This is a genomic window from Sinobaca sp. TMA16-18 (assembly GCF_059510535.1).
The window spans coordinates 299350-313515 of sequence record NZ_JCAKFM010000001.1; the positions used below are offsets into that span (position 1 = coordinate 299350).

A 14166-nucleotide genomic window follows, 5' to 3' on the forward strand; every position below is an offset into this window, starting at 1 on the left:
TTTACTTTTTCATGAACTGCTTTCTGCCCAGCTGTTCTACCGTTTTTGGAAACAAACTGTACAGCAGGGCCGCTTTGTTCATGTAACCGGGCAGGTTTATTTCTCTGGCACGCCCATTCAGGTTTTTTACAATAGTACGGGCAAGCTTATCAGGACGAATAGCGAGCCTGCTCACCGATTTTTCATACTGTCCGGTCGGGTCCGCTTTATTTGAAAAAGGTGTTTTGACCGGTCCGGTGTTCACCGTCATCACCGATACACGGTGAGGTTTCATCTCCATACGAAGCGCATTGGAATAAGCAATAACCCCGGCCTTACTCGCTGCATAGGCAGAGGCTTTAGGGGTTGCTATTTTACCTGCCATGGAGCCAATATTAACGATACGTCCACTCTGCTGTTGTTTTAAATGCGGCAGAAACAAGCTTGTCCAATCGATTAGACCGAGCAGGTTCACTTCCATGATTTGCCTGGCACTATCATAAGAAAGGTTTTCAGCTTCCGCAAAAAATCCATACCCGGCGTTATTAATAAGTACATCGATTTTTTTTGTTCGATTCAAAATGGCTTCAGCAGCTCTTTTGTTATCCTCATGGTTTCTAATGTCCGCCGTTTCTATATCTGAAGAAACACCCAGGTGCACCAGTTCACGCTGGACAGCTCTTAGTTTCTCTCCGGATCGTCCTACCAGAATGGGATAATAGCCGTGCTTTGCACTCTCAATACTGATCCATCGTCCGAGTCCGCTTCCGGCTCCCGTGATTACTACTGTTTTTTCTGCTGTCATCGTTTCATCTCTCTTTCTGTGTATCTTTATTTCCACGGCTTCCGCGGAGGGCTTTAATTTGCTTGACAACTCCGCATCTATGAAACATAATATGAACAACTATTGTATCATCCCGAATTAAAAAAAGAGAAACAGTGTCGAAGGAGAATAGTAATAAAAGCAGGATGTCGTACAGAAAATGGCGCTCACTGGCTGAGAGGCGCTGTAACATCTCTTTTATGAACCTGCTCTGGAGCTGTCAGGCCGACAGCCTGATCGTTAACTGCGTTAAAGTTCCAAGTGGAAAAGCGGTAGTTATCGCTTTTCAACGAAGGTGGCACCGCGGATTATACGTCTCCGTCCTTTATTAGGACGGGGGCTTTTTTGTATTAACAGATAAATGAAATGGAGAGAAGAGCCCAAATGAAAAAGGAACGGATAGTCGTAAAAATTGGAAGCAGTTCGCTGACTACCCCAAATGGCAGGCTGAGTGAAAAAAAACTGAAAGAACACGTATCAGCTATTGCAGCACTGCGGGAGCGGGGTCATCAGGTTATTCTCGTTTCATCCGGCGCCGTGGCTGCCGGATTCGGCCGGCTCGGCTACCCCTCCCGCCCCGTAAAGCTTGCCGGCAAACAGGCCGCAGCTGCGGTAGGCCAGGGCCTTCTCATGGAAGCATACACAAAGGAGTTTCATGCGTATGGCATTTCAACCGGGCAGCTGCTGCTGACACGTGATAATTTCTCCAACAGGCCGCAGTATCAAAATGCGTACAACACTCTTTCCGAACTGCTTCAGCGCCAGGTGCTCCCGATTATTAACGAAAATGACTCTATTATGGTGGATGAGCTTACGTTTGGCGACAACGATATGCTGTCGGCTCTCGTAGGCGGACTGTGCCAGGCTGATGATTTATTTATCCTGACCGACGTGGACGGCCTTTATGATTCACATCCAAAAGAAAATCCTTCGGCCAAAAAATACCATTTTCTTTCTGAAATCACAGATGAGCTTCTTATTGGAGCGGGCGGCAGCGGCAGCCTGGTTGGCACCGGTGGAATGAAATCAAAACTTCTCGCTGCCCAAACGGCTCTGCAGCTGGGGCTGCGCATATTTATTGGCACTGGATCAGGTCCGCATAAACTTACGGATATTATCGATGGAAAAGGAAATGGAACGTATATCGGCTATCCCGGGCAGTTCACGTTGAAATCAAAGCAGCAATGGCTTGCACTGCACTCTCTTCCCTCAGGAGAACTGGTAGTCGATGGCGGTGCCAAACGGGCTCTGCTTCAAAATGGCAGAAGCCTTCTCCCTGCCGGCATCAAATTAATTAAAGGCACGTTCGGCAGCGGATCGGTCGTGCAGGTAGTGGATGAAAAAGGAAAGCTTATCGGTAAAGGACAGGTAAATATGTCCTCCGCTGAATTGGCAGACATTAAAGGAAAATCAAGCTCAGAAGCTGCGGCTTACACCAAAACGATCAAAGCTGAAGTCATCCATCGTGATGACTGGGTTGCTATGAAGGAGATGAAGTAAATGAGTAAAATGACAGAACAGGGCCAAAAAGTAAAACAGGCAGCCGGAGAGCTCGCCGTGCTGAACGCTGCCCAAAAGAACAATGTATTAAATGAACTGGCTTTATCTTTGGAAGAACATACGCTTACCATATTGGAAGCGAATCAAAAAGATATAGAAGCTGGAATGGAAAAGGGATTTACCGAGGCCCTTCTGGACAGGCTGCGTTTAACAGAGGAACGCATTAAAACGATGGCGGACGGCTTCCGCGATGTTGCCGCCCTGCCCGATCCTATTGGAGAAGAAATAGAAGCCTGGGATCGTCCCAATGGACTTGAAATAAAAAAAATACGTGTCCCGCTCGGTGCTATCGGTATTATTTATGAAGCCAGACCTAACGTAACAGCCGATGCAACTGCTTTAGCAGTCAAAACCGGAAATGCCGTGCTGCTTCGCGGCAGTTCATCGGCCTATCATTCCAACCAGGCTATTATCGATGCTATCCATGCAGGAATGGAAAAATATTCCCTTTCCCCTGATTCTATTCAACTGGCAGAAGACACTTCACGTGAAGGGGCATCAGAAATGTTTAAAATGAATAAGTATCTTGATGTGCTGATTCCACGTGGCGGTGCCGGTCTTATTCAAACTGTGGTTGACCAGTCTTCCATTCCTGTTTTAGAAACCGGAGTTGGGAACTGTCATGTTCTTATTGATGAATCAGCCGGTAAAAAAATGGCCATCGATATTGCAATTAATGCAAAAACGCAGCGTCCTTCTGTCTGCAACGCCTGCGAAACCATCCTCGTGCATGAAAAATGGCTGCAGGAAAATGGAAGTGAATTAATAGAAGAGCTTCTCCTTGCCGGGGTTGAAATTCGAGGGGACGAGAAAATCCAGGCGCTTCATTCCGATATTAAAGCAGCCAAGGAGTCTGACTGGGCTGAAGAGTACCTCGATTATATTGTTTCCATGAAATGCATTGACAGTGCAGCAGAAGGAATTTCCCATATTCAAACGTATGGCACGACTCATTCCGAGTCGATCATTACGGAAAACGAAGAAAATAAGCGGGCATTCTTTGCAGGTATTGACGCAGCGGCCCTTTATCATAACGCTTCCACGCGATTTACGGATGGTTTTGAATTTGGCTTCGGCGCAGAGATCGGCATCAGTACTCAAAAACTTCATGCCCGCGGACCAATGGGACTTAAAGCGCTCACGTCTTATAAATATATTATCGAAGGTACCGGACAGATAAAAGAATAGGAGGAGCTTATGCTTACGAACCAGTCGTTTGCTTTCATTGGAGCAGGAGCGATGGCAGAAGCCATTATCGGCGGACTGATCCGGAAAGAACTTGTACAGCCCGATCAAATTTCAGTCACCAACCATTCGGACAAAGATAAACTTCTTCGTCTGGAAAAAGAATATGGTATCCACTCCTTCCAGCTCAAAGATACAAAAACAATAGAAGCCTCGGTCATTATTCTCGCAATGAAACCCAGGCATGCAGAAGACGCTATTCACTCCATACGCCATAAGCTGTCAAACGAACAAATTATTGTCTCTGTAATGGCCGGAATTTCTACTATGTATATGGAAAATCTTTTCGCGATTCACCCGCCGGTTATACGAGCGATGCCAAACACATCGGCTAAAGTCGGGGCATCTGCGACCGCGATCTCCCTGGGATCCTATGCTTCTTCAACAGACGCACGGATTGCGGCGGCTCTGTTTCGTTCTATCGGAACAGTAACCGAACTTACTGAGGAAAAAATGGATGCTGTTACCGGCATTGCCGGCAGCGGTCCCGCCTATTTGTATTACATGGTCGAAGCAATGGAAAATGCGGGGAGACAGGCCGGCCTTCATGAAGATGAAGCAAAAGAACTTATTATACAAACCTTTTTCGGTGCAGCCCTGCGGCTGCAGCACACCGAAAAAACGTCAAAAGAGCTGTATAAAGAAATTATGAGTCCCGCCGGCACGACGGAAGCTGCTTTTGATGTACTCGAGCAGCATCATGTCCAGGAACATTTTACTGCCAGTATCATGCGGGCTATTGAACGATCCAAAGAATTAGGAAAACCTGCTACCACCCCACTTAAATAAACAATAAGCCCGCTGAAGATATGCCTTCAGCGGGCTTATTATTTAAAGAGATAAATGTTCAGCTGCATGTTTTCCTGACAAAATAGCGCCTTCTGCTTTGCCTTCTTTGAAAATATCTCCGGCGAACGCTGCAGGTGCCGGTGATGTAAAGCTGATGCTCCTTTCAGGAAAAAGCACGTTCGGCTTGGCATAGAGCCATTTTTTCACTTGTACGTCTTGTATTTCGGCGCCGTCCAGCAGCCAGTCTATCTTTTGAAGAAGAGCGCTTTTCAATGTATCCTCTGCTTCCTCCCAATGGATACCCGACCAGTCTCCGCTCGCATGAATCGTCAGAAGCTTCTCTTTGGAAATACCTTTTTGATAATTGCAGCCGGCAAAAGCAATGTCGCCTTTTTCCCACTGAATGCCGCCGGCTTCAGGAATCTTTGTTTCTCCGGAATAAGCAATCATTAATCCAACGCTTTTCTCGTAAGTAAGTTCTTCCATCGCTTTCTGATCCTTAGACGAACCCGGAAATTCCGGAAAGAGCGCCAGCGTCTGCGGCATAGGGGCCGTAACAAGAACGCCTTCTGCTGAAAAAGAAAAATGATCTTCTCCTGCTTCGCCTTCCACAATCCAGCCTTCTTTTCCAGGCTTAATGGTCCGGACAAGGTGGGATGTATGTATATTTTTTCCTCTCCAAAGCCTTTTTACGAAAGGGGACATTCCATCTACTCCTGCATAGCGGGGATGCCCGTCTCCGCCGTTCTCGGTTATTTTCCGGTCAGCTATGTCTTCTGCACGGGCAAAACCTTTGTTCCATTCTTTCACCCAGCCGTTTCTTTCCCATTCCTGGATGAGCTGTTTCATTTCCGTGCTGCGGGCTGTAATAAACTGAGCCCCGTGGTCTGCACGTCCTTCCCCCATCCGACGGGTGGCCATACGCCCTCCAACGCCTCTGCTCTTCTCCAGAATCATTGTCTTGATACCTCTAGCCTCCAAAACGGCATGGGCACTCCACGCAGCCAGGCCGGAGCCTATAATAATCACTTGTTTATTTTTCATCTGCTTTCATCCCCTTTTTCTATTATGTTCTATACCCTCGTCGAGCGTACCTCAATCCCCGGCGCTCGAGAAAGAAATCTTTCCATGCTATCTGTGTTTTAGTACAATAAGATAGTTGTGTGCATTATTACAACCAGCTAATAAATCAGCAGCAGCCATTAATAGAGAATAAAGGGAGTTTTAGGTTTATGAAAGAGTCAAAACAACGACGGACATGGCGCGATAAATTAGCTGTACTTGTCGAAAGTCCGCTTTTTATTAATACGATTATGGTTATTATTTTAATTAACGCTGCCTTAGTAGGCATTGAGACATATCCAGCTGTTTATCAGGAAAATCAACATTGGTTTTACATAGCGGACCGGATACTGCTTTGGATATTCACTGTTGAAATTGTTCTTCGGATTATTGCCTTTAAACCATCTTATCGATTTTTTAAAAATCCATGGAACTGGTTCGATTTTTTGATTGTATTTGCCGGTCACATCTTCGCCGGGGCCCATTTTGTTACTGTGCTTCGAATTCTGCGTGTACTTCGTGTCCTCCGGGCCATCTCTATTATACCATCGTTAAAGAGACTCGTAGACGCGCTGCTGTTAACGATCCCTTCGCTCGGTAACATTATGTTTCTAATGAGTATTTTCTTTTATATTTATGCAGTTATCGGAACGATGCTGTATCAGGATATCGAACCCGAATACTTTGGCAACCTGCAGCTGACTCTTTTAACGCTTTTCCAGGTAGTAACGCTTGAATCCTGGGCCAGTGGCGTCATGCGCCCTGTTTTAGAGCAGGCACCAATGTCCTGGTTTTATTTTGTAAGCTTCGTGCTGATTGGTACATTTATTATCTTTAACCTTTTCATCGGTGTAATCGTCAGTAATGTCGAAAAAGCCGATAATATGGAAAAAGAAGCGGCTAACGGGCCCGAGGTAACGACAAAGGAACTGCAAAAAGAAATACAGGAACTTAAACAGCTCATTATGGAACAAAAAAAAGACGGGGACCGATAATTATCGGTTTCCGTCTTTTTGATTTTTACTGCAATACTTCTTTTGTGCTGAAAAATTCTTCATACAGGCCCCTGATTGCATCATCGACCTGTCCTTCTTTAATACCAAAGGAAAGCGAAACCTCTGATGAACCCTGGTTAATCATTTCAATATTAATCTGTTTCTCCATTAAAGCTTTTGTTGCTCTTGCTGCAATACCAACTGTTTCATGCATGCCTTCTCCAACAAGCATGATCATAGCCAGACCTTTTTCAAAATACACATCGTCTGCTTCGAGTTCTTCTGTGATGCGCTGGATAATTTTTTCTTCAATAGAATCGGTGAGCTGGCTGTTGTCCAGAATCACAGAAGTATCATCAATCCCGGAAGGTATATGCTCGTAGGAGATCCCCTCGTCTTCGATAATCGATAATAACCTGCGCCCGAACCCTACTTCCCGGTTCATTAGATACTTTCTCACATACAAGGTGCTGAAGCCTTTATCCGCTGCAATGCCGATAACGGGATTCAATGCATACTCTCTTTCCGAAATAATCATCGTCCCGCTCGTTTTAGGATTGTTTGTGTTTTTCACACATACCGGGATCGACTTTTGGAATGCAGGAATTAAAGCTTCATCATGAAATACTGCGAAACCGGCATAAGACAGCTCACGCATTTCTCTATAAGTCATTCTTTTAATGGCTACAGGATCTTTAACTACGTTTGGATTCGCTGCAAATACGCTGTCCACATCGGTAAAGTTTTCGTATAAATCCGCTTTAATACCGGCTGCTACGATGGAGCCTGTAATATCTGACCCCCCTCTGGAAAAAGTAACCAGCTCGCCTTGTTTGGAATAACCAAAGAAACCGGGAAATATTAGAATTCCCTTCCGGTTCCGCAGCTTGTACAGGTTGTCGTAGGATTCCGGAAGCACCTGCGCGTTTCCAGGGGTGTCACTGACATAGAGACCGGCTTCTGCCGGATTTATGTATTCTGACACGATTCCCAGGCTCTGCAGATAGCCGGCAATCACTTTCGCATTGTTGTCCTCTCCCGCTGCTTTCATTTGATCAAGAAACCGGCCCGGATTGTCTTTTTTATAGTCGACTCTTTCCTGCAGGTCTTTTTCAATGATTTGCAGCATGTCTTCGGAAAGCCCCAGCTCTTCTGTTATCGAACGAAACCGCTCGACCACATTATGCAAAGCCTCTGCTGTGTCTTTTTCAGCCAATGCTGTTTCGCCTAAATGAATCAGCAGATCCGTTACTTTTGTATCTTCATCGCTTCTTTTTCCTGGCGCGGAAACGACAATTATTTTTCTATCTGTATCTGCCGTAATAATCGATGCTACTTTTTTGATCTGCCCGGCGTCTGCCAAGGAGGATCCCCCAAATTTTGCTACGTTCATTCGTTCCCATCTCCCAAATAAATAGTTTCCTTTAATCTAAATTCTGAAAATTTCACAAATATTAGCTTATCATAAATAGCTCCCTGCCACAAAGGACATTTACTCTGCTGACACTAGATATACAGCGCTCAGGCGCTCTTACAAAGGTTCTTTATGCCTATGGCATTGAATATTGTATGTATCCTGAAGAACTTCCTGCTGACGCTGTATACAGGGTTTTTTTCACGTACTTTTTTCTTTCTGATGTTCTTTATAGTATAGCGTATATACAACAGAAAAGAACCTCAATCATGTAAGGAAATCTAACAATGTACATTTACTATGTAAGATTTTATGATATGTTGTTAGAAACAATAGAGAAAAAGGGGCGCTTGTCGATGTCTTCAAACTACAAAGACAAAAAAGTCATTACAATAGGAGTCATTAGCGAACTTACAGGTTTGTCGGAGAGAAAAATCAGATATTACGAAGAAAGAAAGCTGATATTTCCGGAACGATCGTCCGGTGGTACAAGAAAATATTCATTTGGCGATGTGGAACGCCTGATTGACATAGCTGATAAAATGGAAGATGGTATGCAGACGTTTGAAATACGCAGGATGGAACAAAAGAAAATGAAGAATTCAGAGCTTCGTGATAAAATGCTGCGCGGCCAGTTAAATGCTGCTTTTAACCTGCGGAAATAAACATATTATGGATTAAATACAAAAGTAAAGGGGTATATGTAAGTGGCGGCATCATCCGATTTCGCTTCATGTAACGCTTACAATATTTTCTTGACTTTCCTATTTTTTGAGCATACGATAAAAGAGGTATAAACCCTCCAACACTTGTGCTGAGGTGTTACTTGAAACTTCCGGCGCGGGAGCGCCTACAGAAAGAAAGTGATGAAACACATGCAAACATTAAAAAACAGCCAGATCATGGATAACGAAATAAAACAGCTTATTGTGTCAGATGAAAAAGTCGCACACGTACAGCTTGAAAACCCTTTGGATCATGCTTTGCTTATTTTAATCAAATCGGGTTATACCGCTATTCCTGTGCTTGATAAATCATACAGGGTGCAGGGTCAGATCAGCAAAGCGCACATCCTCGATTCTATCCTGGGTATTGAACGCATCGAAATGGAGCGCCTTCATGACTACAAAGTAAAAGATGTGATGTCTGCTAAAGTTCCTCGTATGCACAAAGATGAAACATTTGGAAAAGCGCTGATGCTTTCTATTAATCATCCTTTTGTCTGCATTGAAGATCATGACCATTCTTTTGTCGGCATTTTAACAAGACGATCCATTCTTGCTTTAATCCACCGTTACTTTGAAAAAGGATAAGCATAATCAGATATTCAGCATAAAGCAAAAGAGCCGTCCAGATGGATGGCTCTTTTCGTTATTGTTTAAATTGTTTCTGCAGTGCTTTTTCCCTGTCTTTAAACATGTTATATAATCCTGCTTTAATAAATAATGATGGAGCATAACTTTCGAACTCCACGTGATCTGTAATTCCGGTCAGCTCTCCATCAGCCAGCGATTGAAAAGAGTGGGTATGCTTCCAGTTGATTAAAGGAAACGGTATATCTTTTCCTTCATCTACGAAATACTCTTCTTGTTTGCTGTCCGTAATAGCGGACACCCAATTACATTTAATCGGGCCGGCTGCTATCTGAATCTCCACTGTCTCTCCGGCTTTCGACTCTCCATTGGATACTACGGTAACTTCCGGAAAATCTGTCAGTCCTTCCAGTGCTTTAGAATCCTGGAAGAAATTCCAGACGTCGGCTCTGGATGCTTTTACTACTGTCTGGTATTCGATACTCCCTTTAAACATACTGTTCCTCCTTGGCAGCAATTTCTGTACTAAAGAAAAAGATCTTATATGAAAAACAGAACGTTAATCAGGCAGATAGTCTATGCGCTGCACCCGCACGAACCGCCGGACCCGCATCCGCCGGTGCCGCAGGAAGCATTGTCGAAAAATGGGTTTCCGGTAGGCACTTTTATATTAGGAGAAACTGCCCCGGCGATTTCTCCGGAAATATCATTTAAAAGGGTTTCTAAATCCTTTTCTGCTTTTTTAAAAGCCGTAACGGTTGGATGGACGTCCATCTCCCTCTTTTTCAGCCGGATTTCTTTTGAAACCAATTTATAATCCGGATGGTACTTTCCAAAACGCTGGACTTCCTCGTAACGGTCCTTCCAGCCGGTGAATTCAGAAATAAGCCTGCGGGCTTCTTTATCGGCTTCCATTTCAGCCTTGGCTGTCGTGTAAGCTATATATATATCAGAGGTAAACAACAAAGCTGTCAGCTCCTCTGATGCTGTTAAAATGTCAGCTGGTGTCGACGTATAAGCAGTACTGTTCATAATGGCACCTCCTATCCGGAGTATAACATGGAATAAGCCTTTGTTTGAAGAATTAATTGGCATGCTTGAGCTTGCTTGCTACAATATAACTATTAAAGCATTAGGAAAGGATCGAATATGACAGATACAAAAACCTTATCAACAGATATTAAGGATTTTTTACAGTCTGCAACAGCCGAAGAAAAAGAAGTGATGCAGCAGTTTCTAAATGGCCTTAAACAAACGCACGAAGGCCACCATCCTTCTTATGTGAGCGGCTGGCTGCAGGCGGAAGGAGAATGGAATGAAGATGGAAGCTATCAAATGCGCATTCCGATTCATAAAGGCATACAAAACCCGCTCGAGATTGTCCACGGTGGAGTAACCGCTACGTTAATGGACACCTGCATGGGAACCCTTGCCAACCACTCCACTCCTGCAAAAAAGGCGGCTGTTACACTGGAAATAAAGGTGAACTACTTAAAACCCGGAAAAGGAGACTATTTGTACTGCCGAACGGAAGTGATATCGCAAAGCTCAAAAACGCTTTTTTTATCTTCCACTGTGAAAGACGAAAAAGATCAAATTATTGCCTATGGCACCGGCACGTTTTATGTAATTGATTTCCTGGCTTAACTCATGAAATTCCATCTCCCCATTGCAAACGCTTTATTTTAATATTAAAATAAGAATATATGTATAAATAGGGGGCGCAGCACATGCAAATTGCAGATTATGAATTTGAGGGCACTCAAATCACATTTGGTAAGCTACATAGAATCATTAAAGACGCAGGATTTATTCACGCTGGTCAATGGGACTATGAGCGCGTAACATTTGATTATAAATTTTTTGACCGCACGGATGATGCGACTTACTATTTACGTATCCCGGCTTATGCGGTGGACGGAGATATTCCGGACGAAGATACAGTTGTTGAAATATTAACACCCTATTTTGGAAGACATTACTATCCACACGGAATAGAATACGATGAAGAATTCCCGGAAAAAATCATTCAAAAATGCCAGGACAAAACAAAAGCAGTCTGGGATGTCCTAAAAGCAAAGAAATAATCAAAAAGAAGCTGAAACCAGCTTCTTTTTTTATGTTCACGGGATAAATATTTTGTTCTCTTCTTTCAAATCCTATATACTAATTGGTATACTATCTTGTCCGTATGTCTGAAAGGGGTATAGCTGTGTCGTCGTTCCTTACGAAAAAAAATATGATTCGTTTTTTATCCATACTTATACTTATCGTTGCTCTAATTTTCATTCTGCCGGTTTCCGGTCCTATTATTCTCGCATTACTCACAGCGCTTGCTCTCTCGCCTCTTGTCAGGCTGTTAAATGAAAAAGCTAAGTGGCGGCGTTCCATTGCTGTAATGGTAGTATTTATCTTGTTTCTTATTTCTCTCGGCATCGCCGGTTATCTAATCATTACTCAAGTTGTGACACAGGCTATTCTATTTGTGGAAAACCTGCCGGACTACATAACTGAAGTAAACCGTTCTTGGAAAGAAATACAGACTTCTATTGAAAACACCTATGTACAAATGAATCTGCCTCCTGATGTAATTAACGTAATAAATGCCCAGGTAACTGACATGCTTAATAACGTTAGTAACATCTTTACCGATGGCCAGTTTTTAAATACCGTTACGAGTATTGTCGCTTCTATCCCTGGCTATCTAGTATCATTTATTGTGTATTTAATTGCACTGTTCTTGTTTATGATGGACCTTCCCCGCCTAAGCAGGAAAATGTATTCTTTCATGAAAGTAGAAACCGCTCAAAAAGTTCATTTTATGACGGCTCGTCTTGGTAAAGTAATCATTGGCTTTTTTAAAGCCCAGTTTTTGGTCAGTCTTATTATCGTAATTGTAACCTATATCGGTTTATACTTTATTGTGCCCGAGGTAGCTCTGATTATGGCGCTCATTATTTGGGTGATAGATTTCATCCCCATTATTGGCTCTATTGCTATTCTTGCTCCGTGGGCGATTTTCCAATATTTATCCGGGGATATGGTGCTTGGCACCCAGCTGCTGGTATTAGGAATTATTCTCCTGATCATCCGCCGGACGGTAGAACCTAAAGTGATGGGTCATCACATCGGCCTTTCTCCATTGGCCACACTTATATCCTTGTATATCGGCCTTTCCCTTCTTGGTATCGTCGGCTTTATTGTAGGTCCTCTCGCAGTCATTGCTTTTACATCCGCTCGGGAAGCCGGTCTCATCAAACTCGATTTTAAAATTTAACTTAACAAAAACGGACTGCTCACAAGAGCAGTCCGTTTGCTTATTCTTTAATAATAAGGAGAGATCATGAGATACACAATAACTCCGGTTATACTAACATACAGCCAGAGCGGCATTGTCCATCTGGCAATTTTCCGGTGTTTTTCAACCTGGGAGGTGATTCCTTTTAAAAACGTCCATATTGCAAGCGGCACAATAATAATTGCCAGGATAATATGGGAAATTAAAATAAAGTAGTATACAGCGGCTATTGCTCCTGTACCACCGTATTCGGTAGATTCCGCCAAAGCGTGGTACGTAACATAAGTGACTAGAAACAGCCCGGTGGAAGAAAACGCGGCATAAATAAACCGCTTGTGCATCGTAATGTTTTTTTTCAAAATAAAAAACAATGCTGTAAACAAAAAGACGGTCGTGAAGCTGTTAAATATAGCATTCATCATTGGCAGGATTGTTAAATCGAAAGCTTCTATATCTCCGCCCAGCCCATCCATAAAAAACAAAAGGGTGACCAGACCATTAATAACAATAGTAAGCGTTACTACTATAGCCACATGGCTTTTTTCTGATGAACCCTTTGATTGTGATGATAGTTGATCTGAAGATTTACTCATCGTCTCCCCCATTTCTCTATTTATCTATTCTTCATTATACAGGAAAGTAGCTGCCGCCTGTTTCAAATCTCTAACAAATCAGTGAACACACAAAAAAACAGCCTCTCTCAACGAAAGGCTGTTTCTTTTTAGTATTTTGTCATACCCAGAAGAAACGTTAATGCAATCAAGGCTGGAGTGGAAAGCACCACACCGGTAATAATAAATGTGTTAGCCCATTCATGGCCTTTGTCTTTCAAATGCATGAAGTAAAACAACTGTAGAAAAAATTGAATTCCTGCCAGTACAAGAATAAACGGAACAGCAAAGGTTGGTTCAATCATTTCCGTGGCTACTGCAATAAATGCCAGGAATGTTAGAAAAATCATAAAAGCGAAAGAAGTAATCTGCACTTTCTTTTCTTTATTCATCTTGTGCAGATCTTCGTCTGACAATGCGCTTTTTTCGAATGGTTTGGATAACTCATTTGCCATATTAAGCTCCCCCTATTCCCATAAGATAAACGACGGTAAATATAAACACCCATACGACGTCTATAAAGTGCCAATATAGACTGGCCAGATAAAACTTCGGAGCATTCGTTAGGGTAATACCTGTTCTGGCGTAGCGTATAAGCAGCGTACTGATCCAGGCAAGTCCGAATAGCACGTGGGCTCCGTGAAGACCGACTAGAGCATAAAAGGAAGACCCAAAAGCACTTGTAGTAAAACCCAGCCCGTGATGTACATATTCCACGAACTCATAGATTTCTAAACCAAGAAATGCCATACCGAGTACTACGGTAGTACTCATCCAGATCATCATGCTTTTAAAATTGTTGCGTTTCATCGCGTACATCGCCAGTACACTCGTAAGCGAACTCGTTAGCAGCAGCATTGTCATGATAAACACAAGCGGCAGCTGGAATAATTCTTCTGCAGTTGGACCTCCTGCCGTTCCTTCTCTTAAGCCGAGAAAAGCCCCAAAGAAGGTAGCAAACATGATCGTTTCCCCGCTTAGAAAGATCCAAAAGCCTAAAAATTTATTTCTTCCTTCCAGCGTTGCTTTTTCGGGATTGGAAGGAAGGCCTTTCGTCATATCTACGTGATCAGCCAT

General features: G+C 43.2%; 17 protein-coding genes and 1 other annotated feature. Of the genes, 9 read left to right on the forward strand and 8 right to left on the reverse strand.

Going from position 1 to position 14166, the window contains the following annotated elements:
• Position 1: 1 nt before the first annotated feature.
• Entirely contained in the window at positions 2–784 is a 783-nt protein-coding gene (locus AC5W14_RS01540; protein WP_496193542.1) for an SDR family NAD(P)-dependent oxidoreductase, read from the reverse strand.
• Between the two features lie 128 nt (positions 785–912).
• Positions 913–1131, forward strand: a binding site (T-box leader).
• A 55-nt stretch (positions 1132–1186) separates the two neighbouring features.
• Between AC5W14_RS01540 and proB the strand changes: the two genes are divergently transcribed.
• Genes proB through proC form a run of 3 tightly spaced genes read left to right on the forward strand, consistent with a single transcriptional unit; the run spans position 1187 to position 4396 of the window.
• Positions 1187–2302 carry a glutamate 5-kinase gene (gene proB / locus AC5W14_RS01545; protein WP_496059365.1) on the forward strand — a complete coding sequence of 372 codons (1116 nt, stop codon included), beginning with the start codon at positions 1187–1189 and terminating at the stop codon, positions 2300–2302.
• Positions 2303–3550: a glutamate-5-semialdehyde dehydrogenase gene (locus AC5W14_RS01550; RefSeq protein WP_496193543.1), complete on the forward strand. Its 1248-nt coding sequence runs from the start codon at positions 2303–2305 to the stop codon at positions 3548–3550.
• Between the two features lie 9 nt (positions 3551–3559).
• Positions 3560–4396, forward strand: a complete 837-nt coding sequence (proC, locus tag AC5W14_RS01555) for a pyrroline-5-carboxylate reductase (RefSeq protein WP_496059363.1) — start codon at positions 3560–3562, stop codon at positions 4394–4396.
• Between the two features lie 42 nt (positions 4397–4438).
• Here the strand turns inward: proC and AC5W14_RS01560 are convergent, their stop codons facing one another.
• Complete coding sequence (locus tag AC5W14_RS01560; RefSeq protein WP_496193544.1) at positions 4439–5440, reverse strand: NAD(P)/FAD-dependent oxidoreductase; 1002 nt, start codon at positions 5438–5440, stop codon at positions 4439–4441.
• A gap of 188 nt (positions 5441–5628) precedes the next feature.
• Here AC5W14_RS01560 and AC5W14_RS01565 point away from each other — a divergent pair, with 188 nt between their 5' ends.
• The gene (locus tag AC5W14_RS01565; protein WP_496193545.1) at positions 5629–6453 is read left to right on the forward strand and encodes an ion transporter; all 825 of its coding nucleotides are present in this window, start codon (positions 5629–5631) and stop codon (positions 6451–6453) included.
• 25 nt (positions 6454–6478) lie between these two features.
• Here the strand turns inward: AC5W14_RS01565 and AC5W14_RS01570 are convergent, their stop codons facing one another.
• Positions 6479–7846, reverse strand: a complete 1368-nt coding sequence (locus AC5W14_RS01570; RefSeq protein ID WP_496193546.1) for an aspartate kinase — start codon at positions 7844–7846, stop codon at positions 6479–6481.
• A 377-nt stretch (positions 7847–8223) separates the two neighbouring features.
• Between AC5W14_RS01570 and AC5W14_RS01575 the strand changes: the two genes are divergently transcribed.
• Both AC5W14_RS01575 and cbpB read left to right on the forward strand, forming a co-directional pair.
• Positions 8224–8532, forward strand: coding sequence for a MerR family transcriptional regulator (locus AC5W14_RS01575; protein WP_120192354.1), 309 nt, complete (start codon positions 8224–8226; stop codon positions 8530–8532).
• A gap of 210 nt (positions 8533–8742) precedes the next feature.
• Positions 8743–9180, forward strand: coding sequence for a cyclic-di-AMP-binding protein CbpB (gene cbpB, locus AC5W14_RS01580; protein ID WP_252315639.1), 438 nt, complete (start codon positions 8743–8745; stop codon positions 9178–9180).
• 58 nt (positions 9181–9238) lie between these two features.
• Here cbpB and AC5W14_RS01585 read toward each other — a convergent pair whose 3' ends face one another.
• Complete coding sequence (locus AC5W14_RS01585; protein ID WP_496059359.1) at positions 9239–9676, reverse strand: SRPBCC family protein; 438 nt, start codon at positions 9674–9676, stop codon at positions 9239–9241.
• A gap of 80 nt (positions 9677–9756) precedes the next feature.
• Positions 9757–10212, reverse strand: coding sequence for a YlbF/YmcA family competence regulator (locus AC5W14_RS01590; protein WP_496059358.1), 456 nt, complete (start codon positions 10210–10212; stop codon positions 9757–9759).
• Positions 10213–10329: 117 nt separating this feature from the next.
• Between AC5W14_RS01590 and AC5W14_RS01595 the strand changes: the two genes are divergently transcribed.
• The 3 genes from AC5W14_RS01595 to ytvI all read left to right on the forward strand — a co-directional run bounded on the left by AC5W14_RS01595 (position 10330) and on the right by ytvI (position 12457).
• On the forward strand, positions 10330–10827 hold the full coding sequence (locus AC5W14_RS01595; protein ID WP_496059357.1) for a PaaI family thioesterase: 498 nt from the start codon (positions 10330–10332) through the stop codon (positions 10825–10827).
• Between the two features lie 83 nt (positions 10828–10910).
• Positions 10911–11267, forward strand: coding sequence for a YugN family protein (locus tag AC5W14_RS01600; protein ID WP_496059356.1), 357 nt, complete (start codon positions 10911–10913; stop codon positions 11265–11267).
• Between the two features lie 125 nt (positions 11268–11392).
• Positions 11393–12457 (forward strand): sporulation integral membrane protein YtvI, encoded by a 1065-nt coding sequence (ytvI, locus tag AC5W14_RS01605; protein ID WP_496193547.1) that lies wholly within the window; start codon positions 11393–11395, stop codon positions 12455–12457.
• Between the two features lie 47 nt (positions 12458–12504).
• Here the strand turns inward: ytvI and AC5W14_RS01610 are convergent, their stop codons facing one another.
• The 3 genes from AC5W14_RS01610 to AC5W14_RS01620 all read right to left on the reverse strand — a co-directional run bounded on the left by AC5W14_RS01610 (position 12505) and on the right by AC5W14_RS01620 (position 14166).
• Positions 12505–13071, reverse strand: a complete 567-nt coding sequence (locus AC5W14_RS01610) for a DUF420 domain-containing protein (protein WP_496059354.1) — start codon at positions 13069–13071, stop codon at positions 12505–12507.
• Positions 13072–13199: 128 nt separating this feature from the next.
• A complete protein-coding gene (locus AC5W14_RS01615; protein ID WP_496059353.1) occupies positions 13200–13544 on the reverse strand; it encodes a cytochrome C oxidase subunit IV family protein in 345 nt (114 codons plus the stop codon).
• A gap of 1 nt (position 13545) precedes the next feature.
• Complete coding sequence (locus AC5W14_RS01620) at positions 13546–14166, reverse strand: cytochrome (ubi)quinol oxidase subunit III (protein WP_496193548.1); 621 nt, start codon at positions 14164–14166, stop codon at positions 13546–13548.